This window comes from Massilia sp. Root418 (assembly GCF_001425265.1).
Classification (GTDB): Bacteria; Pseudomonadota; Gammaproteobacteria; order Burkholderiales; family Burkholderiaceae_D; genus Rugamonas.
Window position 1 is genome coordinate 651,655 of record NZ_LMEC01000020.1, and the last position, 17,831, is coordinate 669,485.

15 protein-coding genes are annotated in these 17,831 nt (G+C 68.0%); 10 read left to right on the top strand and 5 right to left on the bottom strand.

Annotated elements, in window-relative coordinates; all coding sequences use genetic code 11:
* Window positions 1-15 precede the first annotated feature (15 nt).
* Together ASC94_RS15310 and ASC94_RS15315 are read left to right on the top strand one after the other, a co-directional pair.
* On the top strand, window positions 16-411 hold the full coding sequence (locus ASC94_RS15310) for a GNAT family N-acetyltransferase (protein ID WP_056396345.1): 396 nt from the start codon (window positions 16-18) through the stop codon (window positions 409-411).
* On the top strand, window positions 365-793 hold the full coding sequence (locus tag ASC94_RS15315; protein ID WP_056396350.1) for a VOC family protein: 429 nt from the start codon (window positions 365-367) through the stop codon (window positions 791-793). The genes ASC94_RS15310 and ASC94_RS15315 overlap by 47 nt, the downstream gene beginning before the upstream one ends.
* Before the next feature lie 14 nt (window positions 794-807).
* On the opposite strand, the gene ASC94_RS15320 is transcribed toward ASC94_RS15315, so the two are convergent.
* From ASC94_RS15320 to ASC94_RS15340, 5 genes are all read right to left on the bottom strand, one after another.
* On the bottom strand, window positions 808-3,219 hold the full coding sequence (locus ASC94_RS15320) for a glycoside hydrolase N-terminal domain-containing protein (RefSeq protein ID WP_056396356.1): 2,412 nt from the start codon (window positions 3,217-3,219) through the stop codon (window positions 808-810).
* A 46-nt stretch (window positions 3,220-3,265) separates the two neighbouring features.
* Window positions 3,266-4,207, bottom strand: coding sequence for a Gfo/Idh/MocA family protein (locus ASC94_RS15325; protein WP_056396357.1), 942 nt, complete (start codon window positions 4,205-4,207; stop codon window positions 3,266-3,268).
* 307 nt (window positions 4,208-4,514) lie between these two features.
* Window positions 4,515-5,429, bottom strand: a complete 915-nt coding sequence (locus ASC94_RS15330) for a family 43 glycosylhydrolase (RefSeq protein WP_056396361.1) — start codon at window positions 5,427-5,429, stop codon at window positions 4,515-4,517.
* Entirely contained in the window at window positions 5,426-6,916 is a 1,491-nt protein-coding gene (locus ASC94_RS15335) for a glycosyl hydrolase family 28 protein (protein WP_200955708.1), read from the bottom strand. The genes ASC94_RS15330 and ASC94_RS15335 overlap by 4 nt, the downstream gene beginning before the upstream one ends.
* A 25-nt stretch (window positions 6,917-6,941) precedes the next feature.
* Window positions 6,942-8,609, bottom strand: a complete 1,668-nt coding sequence (locus ASC94_RS15340) for a glycoside hydrolase 43 family protein (RefSeq protein ID WP_082616552.1) — start codon at window positions 8,607-8,609, stop codon at window positions 6,942-6,944.
* 119 nt (window positions 8,610-8,728) lie between these two features.
* Here ASC94_RS15340 and kduI point away from each other — a divergent pair, with 119 nt between their 5' ends.
* Genes kduI through ASC94_RS15380 form a run of 8 tightly spaced genes read left to right on the top strand, consistent with a single transcriptional unit; the run spans window position 8,729 to window position 17,829 of the window.
* Entirely contained in the window at window positions 8,729-9,577 is an 849-nt protein-coding gene (gene kduI / locus ASC94_RS15345) for a 5-dehydro-4-deoxy-D-glucuronate isomerase (RefSeq protein WP_056396367.1), read from the top strand.
* 9 nt (window positions 9,578-9,586) lie between these two features.
* Window positions 9,587-10,348 (top strand): 2-dehydro-3-deoxy-D-gluconate 5-dehydrogenase KduD, encoded by a 762-nt coding sequence (gene kduD / locus ASC94_RS15350; protein WP_056396372.1) that lies wholly within the window; start codon window positions 9,587-9,589, stop codon window positions 10,346-10,348.
* The gene (locus tag ASC94_RS15355) at window positions 10,345-11,367 is read left to right on the top strand and encodes a sugar kinase (RefSeq protein ID WP_056398001.1); all 1,023 of its coding nucleotides are present in this window, start codon (window positions 10,345-10,347) and stop codon (window positions 11,365-11,367) included. Before kduD ends, ASC94_RS15355 begins: the two co-directional genes overlap by 4 nt.
* Window positions 11,368-11,403: 36 nt before the next feature.
* On the top strand, window positions 11,404-12,456 hold the full coding sequence (locus tag ASC94_RS15360) for a hypothetical protein (protein WP_056396375.1): 1,053 nt from the start codon (window positions 11,404-11,406) through the stop codon (window positions 12,454-12,456).
* A 10-nt stretch (window positions 12,457-12,466) separates the two neighbouring features.
* Window positions 12,467-13,705 carry an AGE family epimerase/isomerase gene (locus ASC94_RS15365; RefSeq protein ID WP_056396380.1) on the top strand — a complete coding sequence of 413 codons (1,239 nt, stop codon included), beginning with the start codon at window positions 12,467-12,469 and terminating at the stop codon, window positions 13,703-13,705.
* Window positions 13,702-14,631, top strand: a complete 930-nt coding sequence (locus ASC94_RS15370) for a carbohydrate kinase (protein ID WP_056396383.1) — start codon at window positions 13,702-13,704, stop codon at window positions 14,629-14,631. The genes ASC94_RS15365 and ASC94_RS15370 overlap by 4 nt, the downstream gene beginning before the upstream one ends.
* Window positions 14,628-16,526: a glycoside hydrolase family 97 protein gene (locus tag ASC94_RS15375; protein WP_056396386.1), complete on the top strand. Its 1,899-nt coding sequence runs from the start codon at window positions 14,628-14,630 to the stop codon at window positions 16,524-16,526. Before ASC94_RS15370 ends, ASC94_RS15375 begins: the two co-directional genes overlap by 4 nt.
* Before the next feature lie 13 nt (window positions 16,527-16,539).
* Complete coding sequence (locus ASC94_RS15380; RefSeq protein ID WP_056396388.1) at window positions 16,540-17,829, top strand: oligosaccharide MFS transporter; 1,290 nt, start codon at window positions 16,540-16,542, stop codon at window positions 17,827-17,829.
* Window positions 17,830-17,831: the final 2 nt, after the last annotated feature.

The following is a 17,831-nucleotide window of genomic DNA, read 5'->3' on the forward strand; positions in this document are numbered from 1 at the left end:
CGGGCTCTGCAAGTCATGCTTGCCAACGCCAACCTCATCGTGACCGCGCGGATCGGCGGCAAACTGGTGGGCATCGCGCGCGCCATGACGGACTTTTCGTTCAGCTGCTACCTGTCCGACCTCGCCGTGACGGAAGAGGCCAAAGGCTGCGGCATCGGCGGCGCGCTGATCGAGGCGCTGCGCCAGCACCTCGGGCCAACGGTCAACGTGATCCTGAGCGCGGTGCCGAAGGCGGTGCCGTTCTACCAGCGGATCGGCATGGCCGCCCTGCCCGACTGCTTCTGGTATCGGCGCGCGCTAGCGAGGGGAAAACCGGCGGCAGCTCTGCTACACTGGCTACCCCACGAACTCCAGCGACACATCCATGCAGCAATCCATAGTCCATATCGCGCTGGTGGTGCGCGACTATGACGAGGCCATCGATTTCTACGTCGGCAAACTCGGGTTCGAACTGCTGGACGACACCTACCAGCCCGCGCAGGACAAGCGCTGGGTGGTGGTGGCGCCGCCGGGCGGGGTTGGCACGACGCTGCTGCTGGCCAAGGCATCGAAGCCCGAGCAGGCGCCCTTCATCGGCAACCAGGCCGGCGGCCGCGTGTTCCTGTTCCTGAACACGGACGACTTCCAGCGCGACTACCAGCGCCTGCGCGCCAACAACGTCACCTTCGTGCGCGAGCCGAAGGAGGAGGAATACGGCACCGTGGCGGTATTCCAGGACCTGTACGGCAACCTGTGGGACTTGCTGCAGCTGCGCCCCGGCCACCCGATCGCGGCACGCATGCTGGCCCGCTAGCGAAGAAGCAAGCGTCAGAAAGCCCGCCGGTAGACGCCCTTCCCGTCCAGCGTGACTGGCAGCAGGTCCGCTCCGTAGCGCAGCGCGGCCTTGGCGTGCGGCGCGCCCCTGATAGCCAGGCGCCTCATGCGTCCACCCTGCCACTCCAGGTCCAGCTCCATGCCGCCGCGCACGCGCACGCCGTGTAGCGCGCCGTCGGGCCAGGCTTTCGGCAAGGCCGGCAGCAGCAGGATCTCGCCGCCCCAGGACTGCACCAGCATTTCCAGTATGCCCGCCGTGCCGCCGAAGTTGCCGTCGATCTGGAACGGCGGGTGCGCGTCGAACATGTTGGGATAGGTGCGCTCCGGCCCCAGCAGGCCAAGCAGGACGGCATAGGCGCGCTCGCCCTGCCCCATGCGCGCCCACAGCGCCAGCCGCCAGGCCGTGGCCCAGCCGGTGGACTTGTCACCCCGCGTGTTGAGCGTTACCTGCGCCGCCGCCACCAGGGCCGGCGTGTCGCGCACGTTGATCTGCTCGCTGGGGTAAACGCCGTACAGGTGCGATACGTGCCGGTGCCGCTGCTCGGGCGCCTGCCCGTCCCAGTCTTCCAGCCATTCCTGCAGCTGGCCCTGCGCGCCGACGCGGTCGGCCGGCAGGCGTGCGCGCATGGTTTCCAGCGCGGCGGCGAAGTCCTGGTCGCCTTCCTTGAGCAGCCGGTGCGCCTGCAGCGTCCATGCGAACAGGTCGCGCACGATCTGGCGGTCCATGGCCGGGCCGGCGCAGATCGCCACGCCGGGATGGTGCGCGTTCTCAGGCGAGAGCGAGGGCGAGGTCACCAGGCCGCGTCCCTTGCCGTCCTCCACCAGGGTGTCCATGAAGAACAGGGACGCGCCTTTCAGCAGCGGATAGATGCGGCGCAGGTAGGCCTGGTCCGGCTGGGCTGGCAGGTACTCGTAGTGGTCCCACAGCGTTTTGCACAGCCAGGCGCCGCCGCAGGGCCACATGCCCCACTTGGCGCCGTCGATGGGCGCGGCCGCGCGCCACAGGTCGGTATTGTGGTGCACCACCCAGCCGCGCGCGCCGTAGCCCTTGCGGGCGGCGACGGCGCCGGTGACCGCCAGCTCTTCCACCATGCGCAGCACCGGCTCCACGCACTCGCCGAGGTTGGCCGCTTCCGCCGGCCAGTAGTTCATCTGTGTGTTGATGTTGATGGTGTACTTCGAGCCCCACGGCGGGTTGTTCCCCTCGTTCCAGATGCCCTGCAGGTTGGCCGGCTGGCTGCCGGCGCGCGAGGAGGACAGCAGCAGGTAGCGCGCGTACTGCACGTACAGCGCGGCCAGGCCGGGATCGGCGGCCGTTTCGGCGGCGGCGATGCGCTGGTCGGTCGGGCGCGCGGCTGGCGCTGCCGCCACGCCAGCGGCGGCGCCGAGGCGGATCGACAAACGGCCGAACAGCGCCTGGTGGGCCTTGATATGGGCCGCCTTGAGCCGCGTGTATGGCTGGCGCGCAGCGGCGCTGGTGTGGTTGCGCACGGCCACCACCGGGTCGCCGCTGACGTCGGCATAGCTCACATAGCTGGTGGCCGCGCCCACCAGCAGTGTCACCTCCTTCGCACCGCGCACTTGCAAGCGGTCGCCAGCGACGGCGATCTTGCCGTCGCCCACGGCCTGGACCCGCACCGCGTAGCGCAGCGCGGCGGGGATGCCGCTCGACGCTTCATTCCCTCCCTGGATCAGCAGCGCGCCTGCGCCGTCCGCCGCAATCGACAGCGAGGCCGGGCGCTTGCCGGCCTCCAGCGTTTCAAGATACTGGCTGTCGTCCGCCGTGGCGGCGCGCACCTGGCCATACTTCACGTGCATGGGATGGCGGTAGCCCAGGTCGAAATCCAGCGTGGCGCCGCCCAAGGCCGTCAGGCGCATCACCACCACCTGGTCCGGCGCGCTCGCGAAGACCTCGCGCGTATGCTCCGCCTTGCCGACGGTGAAACGGGTGCTGGCCACTGCCGTGGCCAGGTCCAGCGAGCGGCGGTAGGCCGCGCCGCCGTCCACGCCGACGAAATCGAGCAGCAGGTCGCCGGCCGCGCCGTAGGGCATCTGCTTCATCGGCTTGGCGAACATAGCCGCTTCGGCGAGGTCCGCAGCCTCCTTGAAACGCTCCTGCGCGATCAGCGCGCGGACCTGGGGCAGCGCCTCCAGCGAGGCGGGGTTGTTCGGGTCGTACGGGCCGCCCGCGTACAGCGTGTCCTCGTTGAGCTGGATGCGCTCCTGCGCCATGCGGCCGAACACCATGGCGCCCAGGCGGCCGTTCCCGACCGGCAGGGCTTCCACCCACGGCGCGGCGGGCCTGTCGTACCACAGGCTCAGGTTCTCTCGGCCTCCGCGGGACTGCGCCACCACGGTGGCCTGCGCCAGTGCGGGAAAGGCGGCGGCCAGGCCGGCCGACACCATGAAGGTCCTGCGCCGGGGGCTGAATTCCCGCTTAGCCGGGCCGCGCTTACTCAACGTACTCTGGAGCAGCGATGCGTTTGCCCAGCATGAAGGCGTCCGCGACGATGCGCAGCGGCGCGAAGTCGGCGTCGGTCTTGCCGCCGGAGACCAGCGCGTGGAAGTGCGCGTACAGGCCAGGGTATTCGCGCTCCGGCTCCTGCAGCACGGTCTTGCCGTCGATCTCCAGCGTGGTGCCGCCCATGTGCAGCGCCAGCTTGCCGCCGTCCAGCGCTTCGGCGTAGATGCTCCAGGTTTGCAGGTTCTCCTGCAGGAAGTCAAAATCGGCGCGTACCGGCACACCGCCGTGGGCAGTCACCATGTCCAGGTGCACTTCGATGGGCGCGTCGCAATTGACCGGGATATGCAGGTCCGCCTGCTTGACGATTACCGCGTCGCCGGCTACGGCGGTGAGGATGGACAGGGCATTGATGCCCGGGTCGAACACACCCATGCCGCCCGGCGCGAAGATCCAGGCCTGGCCCGGGTGCCACTGGCGCACGTTTTCCTTCCATACGATGTGCATGCTCTTGAGCTCATGCTGCGCGATCCAGTCGCGCGTGGCGCCTACCGCCGGCGCAAAGCGCGAATGCCAGCTGGCCAGCAGGGTCTTGCCCTTTTCCGCCGCGAAGGCGCGCAGCGCTTCGGCCTCGCCCAGCGTGGCGCCGGGGGGCTTTTCCAGGAACACGTGGCGGCCGCTGGCCAGCGCCTCCTTGGCGATGCGGTGCCGCACCTGCGGCGGCGTGCAGATGGCCAGCGCTTCGATTTCGGGGTGGGCGGCCAGCATGCCGGCCATGTCGTTGTAGGCGGTAATGCCGTCCGGGCGCGCGTGCGGCGAGCAGCCGGCCACCAGCTCGAAGCCGGGATTGGCGCGGATGGCGGGGATATGCTGGTCGACGGCGATTTTACCCAGGCCGACCAGGCCGATCTTGATTGGGGAGGTAGTAACCATGGCAGAGATACAAGTAGTGGAGTATCCCGGGAGCGTAACCGTCTTCGGCCAGCGGCACGTATATATTTTTTTACATGAGCTATTACATTTTTAACTAAATCCAGCATAGCCCGAAGGAAAAAAGCTCATCGCGAGCGTTCGGACGGTGTTTCGCGGCACGGTGTTTCGCGGCACGGCGCTTGCGGCGGCGCCCCCGGTATCGCCGGGCAAAAAAAACCCGCTTACGCGAGTAAGCGGGCAAAGAGGGAACAGGCAACGCGGAAAGAGGAAAAAACCGCGCCGCCCGGCTCCGGAGAACGGTAGAGCGCTAGCGCAGCATGTTGCCGTCGGCGTCGTAGCGGATTTCCTGCATCAGGATCGAGCGCTTGTGGCTGCCGCCGCCCGGCAGCGCATTGTCGTGATAGAACAGCAGCGTCTTGCCGCCCTGCTCAAGGATCGCGTGGTGGTTGGTGGAGATCTTCAGGTAGTCGATCAGCACGCCCTTATAGCTGAAGGGCCCCAGCGGCGAGCTGCCGGTGGCGTAGACGATCTGCCCGGGCCAGCCGGTGGAGAACGAGAAGTAGTAGGCGCCGTTATGCCGGTGCAGGAACGGCGCTTCGCCATAGGGCTTGCTGGCGGCCGGGAAGCCGCTCACCGCCACGTCCCGGATCGGGCCCCTGGTGCCGCCCAGGTCGGGCGCCAGTTCCACCACCTTGGGCACCCGCGTGCCAAAGTACATATAGATACGGCCGTCCGTGTCCACGAACACGGCAGGATCGATAGGCTCGTCGCCGGCGTTGGCGTCACGCGCCTTGTCCACCAGCGGCTTGCCCAGCGCGTCCACGAAGGGGCCTTCCGGCTTGTCGCTCACCGCCAGGCCGATCTCGGTCTGGTTCACCGGCGCGAAGAAGTAGTACTTGCCCTTGTATTCCAGCGCTTCCGGCGCCCAGGCGTTGGCGCCCGCCGCCGCCCACTTGAACACCGTGGCGGGCAGGAAGGGGCCCTTGTCTTCCCAGCGTGCCAGGTCGCTCGACACCAGCAGGCGCCAGGAGGTGGAGTCCCACTTCTCGCCGGAGTTGTTCTGGTCGTCCGTGGCGTAGACGTAGTATTTGCCGTTGAAGTAGTGCGGCGAGGGGTCGGCGCTGAAGTTCTTGCTCAGCAGCGTCTGGGCGCAGAGCGGCGCGGCCAGCGCGGCAGCGAAGGCGGCAAACACCAGCGCCAGGGCGGATCGTTTCATGGTCATTTGAACTGCACTCCTTCCACATGTGGGCCGATGTTGAGCAGGTTCGCTTCGGGGCCGGTCAGCTTGCGGCCGCCAACGGTCACGTTGTCGATGACGATGTTGCGCACCTTGCGGCTGGCGTCGTGGCCGTAGATGACCGACGCGCTGGGCGAGCCCTCGCCGCTGTAGCTGATGTTGCGCAGCGTGATATTTTCAATGCCGCGCCCCGGGCTGGTGTTGTACTTGGGCGTGTAGGCGATGTGCAGGTTGAACAGCTTGCCCTCTTCGATGCGCTCGACGCGGATGTCCTCGAAGGTGACGTCGCGCACCAGGTTGTCGTCGCCGGCCATGATGCCGATGGCGCCTTCGTATTCCGGGTCGTCCTCGTCGTGCTCCAGGATGTCGATATTGCTGAAGCGGATACGCTCCAGCACCTCGGCTTCCGGATGCGCCGGCGTGGGCGTGTTGCCGTGGATGCCGATCATGACGGCGTGCGCCACGTCTGCCCACAGGGTGGTGTCCTTCACGCTGATGTCGCGCGTGTTGCCCCAGATATCCCAGCGGTGGTTGTACAGGGTGATGCAGTCGTCGGAGGTGCGGATGAAGCTGTCCGAGATCTTCACCCGCTCGCAGGCGAAGTGACCCAGGCCGTCGGACCACTGGCCGCCGCCGATGGTGCGGATGCTGCGCTCTTCCAGGTCCTGCGAGGTGATGCAGCGCATGGTGCCCTCGGGCTGGTTGACGAAGATGGGGCCGTCGATCAGCACATTGCGCGAATTGCGGATCTGGAGCTGGCTGGCGCCCATGAACACGCCGTCGCTGTAGACCTTCACGTTTTCCACGGCGTCGATGATGAGCGGGTTTTTCAGCACGGCGGCGCCGTCGATGTAGACCGTGCTGTTGGAGCGCACCTTGAACTCGCCTTCGTATAGCCCGGGGCCGAAGTAGACCACCGGCTGGGTGAGATCGGGCGCGACGCCTTTGCCGGTGCTCATGCCGGTGACGGGAACCGCCGGGCGCGGCATGTCCTTGCGGATGGCGTGGGTGAACAGGTGCAGGTTGTGGTGGCGGTCGCCGTCGAATTCCACGCTCAGGTTTTCCGCACGGTTCAGCGTGAAGTAAGCGATATTCCCCTTCACGACGGGCTTGATGCCGCGCGCTGCCGGGCGCACAGCCACCTTCGAGACGTTGCCATTATTCTTCTGGACCGCCACTTCCACGCTGCCGTCGAAATTGAAGTAGACCATGGAGGCGTCCTTGACCGGCTTGTCCAGGTCCACCTTCACGTTGTATTCGTACAGGTCCTGCCACACGCCGCCGGGCGTGCGCACGCGCACGGTGTAGTCGTCGTTGTGGTGGGAGTAGCGCATGGCTTCCGGGAAGGGATGGACCTGCAGGGCGTTCTGCGCGGCTGTTGCTGCCGCCGCCGGCACGGCCGCTGCGGCCACACTGGCGGCCACGATAGCCCCCAGGCCCGTGCCAAGCATGCGAATGAATCGATGGATCACTTTGTCTCCTTGTTATAGTCGCCGCTCAGGGCGTGATGCGGAAGTAGTCTACGTCCGCCCAGGCGTTCTTCTTGCCGCCCGCTGTCGCGGGCACTGTGCTGAACAGGCCAAGCTGCGCGCCTACCCAGCGCCCCACGCTGGCCTTGAACGGCTGGCCGGCGGGGATGAAATCCTTGTTATCCAGGCTGTAGGAGAACTGCGCCACGGCGTCGGCGTCCACCCGCACGCGCAGGTAGGCGGTGGCTGCGGTGCCGGGCAAGGTGGCCAGCACCTCGCTGCGTTCCACGCATTTTGCCGGGGCCGGTGCTTCGCAGACGGCGCGTACCAGCTGCAGCGCAGCGCCTTCGCGGCGCAGGCCCACCCACGCGTAGCGGATGCCCAGCACAATCAAGCCTGCACGCTGGCCTGTGCGCTGGCCGCTTGTCTCATGTGCGCCGCCTGCGCCGCCTGCACCGCCAAGCGTGATGCTGGTGTCCACGCCGAACACCGGCGCGGGGAACTTCTGCGTCAGCACGGACGGCACTTCGCGCAGGTTGGCGCCATCGGCCATCGGCTGTGCGGGCAGGCGCAGATAGCCCGGCCGCGCCGCCAGCGAGGCCCATGACGGCAGATAGTTGGCGTTCCATTGCCATTGCAGGCCCAGCGCCTTGCCGGTGAATTCGTCCGTGGTGGCCGGAACCAGCACGCCCCGGTCGCGGCCCGCCGATTTGGCGTGCCGCATGACGGGCTCGCCCACGCCGTCGCCGTCGCGGTCTTCGCCGATCACCGGCCAGCCGTCCTGCCAGCGCATGGGCTGCAGGTGCACCACGCGGCCGTACGCGCCCTTGTCCTGGAAATGGTAGAACCAGTCGCGCCCATCGGTGCCGTCCACCCACGCGCCCTGGTGCGGGCCGTTCACCGCCGACATGCCCTGCGCCATGACAATGCGGTCTTCGTACGGGCCTTCGATGCTGCGCGAGCGGAACACCGACTGCCAGCCGTTTTCCACGCCGCCGGCCGGCGCGAACACATAGTAATAGCCGTGCGCCTTGTGCAGCTTGGGCCCTTCAATGGTGAAGTAGCCCGGCAGCTTTTCGCCGTCGATGATATCCCTGCCCTTCTCGTCCAGCAGCCTGCTGCCGTCCGGCGCCATGCTGCGCAGGGTAAGGATGTTGTGGATGCCGGAGCGGCTCCTGGCCCAGCCGTGCACCAGCCAGGCCTTGCCGTCGTCGTCCCACAGGGGGGCCGGGTCGATGATGCCCTTGCCGGCCAGGATCAGGCGCGGCGCGCTCCACGGTCCGGCGAATTTTTCGGCCGTCATCACATAGATGCCAACGTCGGGGTCCGGGTAGAAGATCCAGAATTTTCCATCGTGGTGGCGCAGGGCCGGCGCCCACACGCCCTTGCCCGGCTGCGGCACGGCGAAGAACTGCGCCGGCGGCAGCTGCGGCAGCGCGTGGCCCACCAGCTCCCAGTTCACCATGTCGCTCGACTGCAGCAGCGGCAGGCCGGGCGCGTTGCTGAAGCTGGACGAGGTCATATAGAACATCTCGCCCACGCGGATCACGTCCGGGTCGGAATAGTCGGCATGCAGGATGGGGTTGCGGTAATGGCCGTCGCCCAAGTCCGCAGACCAAGGCCCGGCGGCTGGCTCGGCAGCGAGGGCAAACCCTGCTCCGGTGGCCATCAGCAGCAGTATTAGCTTCCTGATCATCCGTCTCTCTCGTTGTTCTCGTTATGTTTGTTCTGCTTGGCATTTTCTGCCGACATGGGTATTATAGTTGTTATCGATAACAGATCGCAAGCGTTTTGAAGCGCAGCATGGAGACCGCAATGTACGAAAAGACTTACCACGCCACCCACCCCGACATGATGGCCCATGTCAGCAACGATCAGCTGCGTGAGCGTTACCTGATCGGAAACCTGTTCGTTGCGGACAGCGTGCAACTGAATTACTCCCACCATGAGCGTTTCGTGATCGGCGGCGCCGCGCCGGTGAGCGGCCCCGTTTCCCTGCCGCGCCACACCGAGCCCGCCTCGGCGGCCGGCCAGCCTTACCTGGTGCGGCGCGAAATGGGTGTCATCAACGTCTCGGGCGGCACCGGCCGCGTCACCGTGGACGGCACCGCCTACGAACTGGCCCCGCGCGACGGGCTCTACCTGCCCATGGGCACGCAGGATGTTACATTCGAATCGCTGGACGCGGCGCAGCCCGCGCGCTTCTACCTCGCCTCCACGCCGGCCCACGTGCGCTTTGAGGTGAAGAAGATCTCCAACGCCGAAGCCGTGCCGCTGGAACGCGGCAGCGCCGAAACATCCAACGCGCGCACCATCTACCAGTACGTCATTCCCGGCGTGTGCCAGTCCGCGCAGCTGCTGCTCGGCCTCACCATCCTGAAGACGGGCAGCGTGTGGAACACCATGCCGCCGCACGTGCACGACCGCCGCTCCGAAGTGTATTTCTACTTCGACCTGAAGGAAAGCGAGCGCGTATTCCACTTTATGGGAGAGCCGGATTCGGCGCGCCACATCATTGTGGCCAACGAGGAAGCCGTGGTGTCGCCGCCATGGTCCATCCACATGGGCTCGGGCACCGCCAATTACGCCTTCATCTGGGCCATGGGCGGGGAAAACCTCGACTACACCGACATGAACGTGCTCGACATCTGCCAGTTGAAATAAGGAGGCGCCATGTCTGAACTGTTCAACCTGGAGGGCCGCACCGCCCTCGTCACCGGCGCCAACACGGGCCTGGGCCAGGGCATCGCCGTGGCGCTGGCGCAAGCCGGCGCCGACATCGTGGCTGTCGGCCGCAGCGACGCCGCCGCCACCGCCGCTCAGGTGGCCGCCGCCGGCCGCCGCTTCCACTTCATCGAGGCCGACCTGTCCGGCGCCGCCCCGGCACAAGGCGTGGTCGCCGCCGCGCTGGCCGTATCCCCGCATGGCCGGCTGGACATCCTGGTCAACAACGCCGGCATCATCCGCCGCGCGGACAGCCTGGACGTGACCGAGGAAGACTGGGACGCCGTCATCAACACCAACCTCAAGTCAGTGTTCTTCCTGTCCCAGGCGGCGGCTGCCCACATGGCGCAGCAAGGCGGCGGCAAGATCATCAACGTGGCTTCCCTGCTGTCTTTCCAGGGCGGCATCCGGGTGCCCGCCTACACCGCCAGCAAGAGCGCGGTGGCCGGGCTGACCAAGGCGCTGGCTAACGAGTGGGCCGCGAAAGGCATCAACGTCAACGCGCTGGCGCCGGGCTACTTCGACACCAACAATACCGCCGCCCTGATGGCGGACCCGGAGCGCAGCGCATCCATCCTGGCGCGCATCCCGGCCGGCCGCTGGGGCCAGCCCTCCGACCTGGGCGGCGCGGCCGTGTTCCTGGCCAGCCGGGCCAGCGACTACGTGCACGGCATCGTGCTGCCGGTGGACGGCGGATGGCTGGCGCGATGATGGGGCGTATCGTATGCTTCGGCGAAGTGCTGCTGCGCCTGTCCGCGCCGGCAGGCGAAATGCTGCTGCAATCGCCCGGCCTGGACGTGTGCGTCGGCGGCGCCGAAGCCAATGTGGCGGTCTCGCTGGCGCAGTTCGGCCACCGCGCCGCCATGGTGAGCGCCCTGCCGGACAACGCGCTGGGCCACGCCGCGCGCAATGTGCTGCGTGGCCACGGCGTGGACACGGGCGGCATCGCCTTCGGTCCGGGCCGCATGGGTTTGTACTTCCTCACGCCGGGCGCCGTCACGCGGCCGTCCGACATCATCTACGACCGCGCCGGCTCGGTGTTCGCCGAAGCCCGCCCGGGCCTGCATGACTGGGCCGCCCTGCTGGACGGCGCGGACTGGCTGCACGTGTCCGGCGTCACGCCCGCCATCGGGCCGGATGCCGCCGAGGCGGTGCTGGCGGCCGTGCGCGCCGCCAGTGCGCTGGGCGTGCGCGTGGCCTTCGACGGCAACTACCGCGCCTCCATGTGGGCCGCGCAGGGCCAGGACGGCGCCGCAGTGCTGCACGAACTGATGCGCCACGCCGACCTGGCCTTCGCAGACCAGCGCGACATCGCCCTGGTGCTGGCGCGGCCCGACCTGGCCCGCGAGCCGGCGCCCGGCCAGGACCTGCGCGCCGGCGCCGCGGCCGCCGCCTTCGCCGCCTTCCCCAAGCTGGGCGCCCTGGCCGCCACCGTGCGTACCCAGCACAGCGCCACGCGCCACACCCTGGCCGCCACCCTGCACACCCGCGCCGCCGCGTTTGCCGCGCCGGCCGTGGAGCTGGACGGCATCGTCGACCGCATCGGCACCGGCGACGCCTTCGCCGCCGGCGTGCTGCACGGCCTGCACAGCGGCTGGGCGCACGCCGACACGCTGCAGTTCGGCCTGGCCGCCGCCGGCCTGAAACACGGCATCGCGGGCGACTTCAACCTGGCCAGCGCCGCGCAAGTGCAGGCGGCCATGACGGGAGTGCTCGATGTCCGCCGCTAAAGCACGCGCCGTGGCGCGCCACGCCGGGAGCGCCGCATGAGCCGCCCGTGGAGACTGCAATGGGAGCACGGCAGCGCCGAAGTGCAGCCGCTGGGCGGCATGCTGGGCCCCGTCACGCTGCGCCTGGAGGACGGCCGCGATTTCGACATCATGCACGTGGCGCCCTGGTACGGCATGACCGCCGCCGACAAGCTGCCCGGCATCCTGCGGCGCCTGCGCGGCGAATGGCCCTGCGTGCCCTTCGGCCGCGCCGACCGGCCGCAGGACCTGCCGCCGGACTGGCCCACGCACGCTGCCGCCAACCAGTGGGACCACGGCTACGCCGCCAACCACGCCTGGCACTGCGTCGAAGCCACGCCGCTGCGCCTGCACTTGGCCATCGACTACCCGGCAGAATCGGCCGTAGCGCGCATCGAACGCATCATCGCCGCCGATCCGCACGCGCCGGCGCTGAACCTCACCCTCATCGTGCACGCCCGCAGGGAAACGCGTCTGCCGGCAGGCCTGCACCCCACCTTCCGCCTGCCGCCGGCGGCCGGCCGGGTGCAAGTGCAGCTGGGCGCCCATGAGGGCGTGCACAGCTACCCCACCAACGCGCCCGGCGCCATCTCGCGCCTGCGCCCGGACACCCGTTCCGACAGCCTGGCCCGCATGGCAGGCGCCGACGGCCCGCTGGACCTGAGCCGCCTGCCGCTGCCCGGCCCCAGCGAGGAACTGCTGCAAGTGCGCGGCGTGCAGGCGCCCGCCCCGGCCGGCGCCGGTGGCGGCATCGGCGGCGGCAGCGCGCCGTTCGCGCTGCATTACCTCGACTACGCGGCCAGCGTCGGCATGTGGTGGGACACCGCGCAGCTGCCGGACCTCATGCTATGGGTCAGCAACGGCGGCCGCATCCACTTCCCCTGGCTGAGCCGCCACTTTGCGGTCGCCGCCGAACCGGTCAACAGCCTGTTTGACCTGGGCCGGGTGGCCCGGGCCCCGGCCGGCCATCCGCTGGCCGACCGCCTCGGCGTGGCGCTGTCGCCGCAGCAGCCCTGGCAAACGCACTACCGCATCGCGGCCTGGCACCAGGCCGACCCCAACCTATCCTGACGAGTACACCATGCAACCGAACTTCCGCTCCCGCGACATGCTGCTGTCGCACATCGCGCACACCATGCAGTTCTACCACCCGCACAACATCGATCCCAGCGGCGGCTTCTACCACTTCTACCTGGACGACGGCACTATCTACGACCACAGCACGCGCCACCTGGTGAGCAGCACGCGCTTCGTATTCAACTACGCCATGGCCTACCGCCAGTTCGGCGACGCGTCCTACCTGGAAGCGCTGCGCCACGGCGTGGCCTTCCTGCGCGACGCCCACCGCGACCCGCACACCGGCGGCTACGCCTGGCAGCTGGAATGGAAGGATGGCGCCAGGCGCGTGCTCGACGGCGACAACCACTGCTACGGCCTGGCCTTCGTCCTGCTGGCCTACGCGCACGCGCTGGCGGCCGGCATCGAGGAAGCGCGCGGCTGGATGGACGAGACCTTTGCGCTGATGGAGCGCCGCTTCTGGCAGGCGCAGCACGGCCTGTACGCCGACCAGGCCAGCGCCGACTGGTCCTTGCTGGACGGCTACCGCGGCCAGAACGCCAATATGCACGCCTGCGAAGCCATGCTGGCAGCCTACGAGGCCTCCGGCGAGCAGCGCTACCTGCACCGCGCCGAACTGCTGGCCCACAACATCACCGTGCGCCAGGCCGCGCTGGCCGGCGGCATGATCTGGGAACACTACCGCGCCGACTGGTCGGTGGACTGGGACTACAACCGCGAGGACAAGAGCAACATCTTCCGCCCATGGGGCTACCAGCCCGGCCACTTCACCGAGTGGGCCAAGCTGCTGCTGATCATGGAACGCCACGCCGCCGCCATGGCCGGTCCCTCGGACTGGCTGGCGCCGCGCGCCACGCAGCTGTTCGACCTGGCGCTGGACAAGGCCTGGGACGGCCGGCACGGCGGCATCCACTACGGCTTCGGCCCGCAGGACGAGATCTGCGACGGCGACAAATACTTCTGGGTGCAGGCCGAAAGCCTGGCCGCCGCCGCCGTGCTGGCCGCGCGCACCGGCGAGCAGCGCTACTGGGACTGGTACGACAGGATCTGGGCCTACAGCTGGGAGCACATGGTGGACCACCGCCACGGCGCCTGGTATCGCATCCTCACGCCCGACAACCGCAAGATCAGCGCCGAGAAAAGCCCCGCCGGCAAGGTCGACTACCATACAATGGGCGCGTGCTACGAGGTACTGAACGTGATCGATCCTGCTGCCCCCACCGCTCCTGGACGCGTGAAATGAACCAAAACTTCCCCGCCTTCGTCGCCGCCGGCGAGGCGCTGACCGACCTCATACGCACCGGCCCGGACGGCTGGCGCAGCCTGGTGGGCGGCTCCACCTGGAACGTGGCGCGCGTGGTCGCCAGCCTGGGCCTGCCCAGCGCCTTCGCAGGCGCCATCAGCCGCGACGTGTTCGGCGCGCGGCTGGCCGAGGCCAATGCCGCCGCCGGGCTGGATGGCCGCTTCCTGCAGCAGCTGGACAAGTCGCCGCTGCTGGCGGTGGTGCATGAACTCGATCCGCCGGCCTACTTCTTCGTCGGCGACGACAGCGCCGACCTGCATTTCGACGCCGCGCAGCTGCCGCAGGGCTGGCAGGCGGGCGCGCGCTGGGTGCATTTCGGCGGCATCAGCCTGGCGCGCGAGCCGCTGGCCGGCAAGCTGCTGGCGCTGGCCGAGGAGCTCAAGCTGCACGGCGTGTCCATCAGTTACGATCCCAACTTCCGCGCCCTGATGGACCAGCGCTACGACGCCGTGCTGCAGCGCATGGCCGCGCTGGCAGACGTCATCAAGGTGTCGGACGAGGACTTGCGCGGCCTGTTCCGCTGCAGCGACGCGGAGCAGGCCTTCGCCTCCCTGCGCGCCCTCAACCCGGACGCCATCTACCTGTACACGCGCGGCGAACACGGCGCGCGCATCTACCAGGGCGCCAGCAGCTGGAGCGCGCCGGCGCCGAAAATCAGCGTGGTGGATACGGTGGGCGCGGGCGATGCCAGCATCGGCGCGCTGCTCTACAGCTTCATCGCGCGGCCGGCCGAAACGCTGGAGGGCCACCTGGGCTTCGCCGTGGCTGCCGGCGCGGCGGCCTGCACGGCAGCGGGCGCCACGCCGCCCACCTTGCAGCAGGTGATGCAACTGATATCCTCCTCACCGGGGAGCAACGCCGCATGAAATCCATCCTGCTTTTCATCGCAGCCCTGCTGCTGCAGGGGGCCGCCGCGGCCCAGGTCAACGAGCAGCCGGGCCAGGCCAGCGTGGCCTCGCCCGACAAGAACCTGAACTTCGTGTTCTACCAGAAGGCCAATGCCGCCGGCAAGCGCGAGCTGTACTACCGCGTCACCTACAAGCACAAGACCATCATCCTCGATTCGCTGCTCGACCTTCAGCTGGACAACCACCTGTCGGAAAGCGCGATGGCGCTCAAGGTGGACAAGCAGGCCAAATGGTTCGACAACCTGGCCGTCACCGGCATCCGGCACGCTGCGCACGACAGCACCTGGACCCCGCAGACCGGCGAGCGCGCCGCCATCCGCGACCATTACAACCAGATGACGGTGAACATGGTCAAGGACGACAACCCCATCTATCCGCTGTCGCTGGAGGTGCGCGCCTACAACGAAGGCGTGGCTTTCCGCTTCGCGTTCCCGGAAAACGAAAAAGGCACCTACTACCGCGTGGTGCAGGAGAACACCGAGTTCGCCTTCCCGGTCGAGACCAAGGCCTGGTTCCACGGCTGGGCGCAGGCCCCCTACCAGCTGCTGCCGCTGGCCAACTGGCCGGACGAATCGGAGCGCCCGCTCACGCTGGAGGTGCTGGGCCGTATCCACGTGGCGCTGCTGGAAGCGAACATGGTGGACTACTCGCGCACCAAGTTCAGGCTGCACAAGACCAAGCCTAACACCCTGGTCACCTCCATGCACGACCCGGCCGACCTGATCTCCCCCTTCGCCACGCCGTGGCGCGGCATCATGGTGGCGGAAACGGCCGGCGCGCTGGCCGACAACAGCCACTTCATCCTCAACCTGAACCCGCCCTCGGCCCTCCCCGGCGCGGACTGGATCAAGCCCGGCAAGATCATGCGGGTGATGACGCAGACCACCGCCAGCGCCAAGGCCAATATCGACTTCGCCGCCAAACGCAAGCTGCAGTACATCCTGTTCGACTGGAAGTGGTACGGCCCGGCCTTCTCCTTCGATTCCGATGCCACCAGGGTGGCCATCCCGGACTTCGACCTGCCCGAAATCATCCGCTACGCAGCCGGCAAGGGCGTGGGCGTGTGGCTGTACGTGAACCAGCAGGCGCTGCTGGCGCAGGGCGACACCCTGTTCCGGACCTACAAGCAATGGGGCGTGAAAGGCGTGAAGTTCGGTTTCGTGCAGGTGGGTTCGCACCGCTGGACCACGTGGCTGGAAAAAGCCGTGCGCCAGGCCGCCGACGCCGGCCTGATGGTCAACATCCACGACGACTGGCGCCCCACCGGCGAACAGCGCACCTGGCCCAACCTGATGACCTCCGAAGGCATACGCGGCAACGAGGAAATTCCGGACGCCACGCACAACACCGTGCTGCCGTTCACGCGCTTCCTGGCCGGCGCGGCGGACTACACCATCTGCTACTACGATCCGCGCATCAAGACCACCCACGCGCACCAGCTGGCGCTCGCCGCCATCTATTACAGCCCGCTGCAAACGCTGTACTGGTACGACAAGCCGGAGATGTCGGCCGACGAACCGGAACTGGCGTTCTGGGACCGCATTCCCACCACTTGGGACGACAGCAAGCTGCTGCAGGGCGCGCCGGGCCAGTTCGTCAGCACCGCCCGCCGCAAGGGGCAGGACTGGTTCGTGGGCACCATCACCAACAATAGCGCACGCAAGGCCAGCGTGAAGCTGGACTTCCTGGAACCGGGCCGCCACTACACCGCGACGATATACGCGGACGATGCGGCCGCCCCCACCAAAACAAAAGTCGGCGTCAGCAAGCGCCGCGTCAACGCAGACTCGGTCATCGAAGCCGAGCTGCTGCCGTCCGGCGGCCAGGCCATCTGGCTGACGCCGGAATCGTAAGGAGACAAGACAAATGAACACCCGCCAGGCGCATTACCGCTTCCTCAGTACCTTTGTGTACGTGTATTTCTTCGCCCAGGCCATGAGCATCTCGCTGCTGGCGCTGTGGCTGCGCACCACCTTGCAGCTGAGCGGCACCGAGACCGGCATCGTCTTCGCCGCCAACTTCGTCGCCGCCATGTGCTCGCAGCCCATCTACGGCTTCGTGTCCGACCGCATCGGCACGCGCAAGCACATCCTGTGGGTGGTGAGCGCGCTGTGCGCCCTGTGCGGGGTGTTCTTCCTGTTTGTCTACGGGCCGCTGCTGCGCGCCAACGTGGTGCTGGGCGCCATCGTGGGCGGGATCTACCTGGGCGTCACCTTCATCGCCGGCAGCTACGCCATCGAATCGTACGTGGACCGCATCGGCCGCCGCCACGGCTTCGAATACAGCCGCGTCAGGCTGTGGGGATCGCTGGGATTCGCCAGCGCCGCCATGTTCTCGGGCCGCATCTACAACATCAACCCCAGCATCAACTTCTTCCTCGCCTCCACCGCCGGCGTGGCCATGCTGGCCATGCTGCTGCTGTGGCGCACCCGCGACGACGGCGCCGACACGGCCGCCGCCAACAGCGTGCGCCTGGCCGACGCGCTCGGCCTGCTGCGCGACCCGAAGTTCTGGCGCTTCATGGTGTTCGTGCTGGGCGTGACCAATATCTACCTGGTGTTCGACCAGCAGTTCCCCAGCTACTTCACGTCACTGTTCCCGGACCCGAAAACCGGCGCCGCCATGTTCGGCTACCTGAACTCGGCGCAGATCTTCATCGAAGCGTGCGGCCTGTTCCTGTCGCCGCTGCTGGTCAAGCGCATCGGCGCCAAGAACGGCCTGCTGCTGGCCGGCTCCATCATGCTGGTGCGGATCGCCGGTTCCGGCCTGGCCGTGGGCCCGCTGTCCATCTCCGCGCTGAAGATGCTGCACTCGGTGGAGCTGCCGATCCTGGTGGTGTCCATCTTCCGCTACATCGCCTGCCACTTCGACAACCGGCTGGCCTCCACGCTGTACATGGTGGGCGTGAGCTTCGGCCACTCGCTGGGCCTGGCCATCCTGTCGCCGCTGGTGGGAAAGAGCTACGACCTGATGGGCTTCCCCGCCACCTATCTCACCCTGGCCGCGCTTGGGCTGGGCTTCCTGGCCGCCTCCGCCTGGGCCCTGCAGCCTACGCCGGCCGAAACCGGCCGCGGCGCCGGCAAAAACGCCGGCCCGGCCTCAGCGCCGGCCACCGCACCCGCCCAGACCACGCAACCGGCGTCCAGCGCCAACTGACA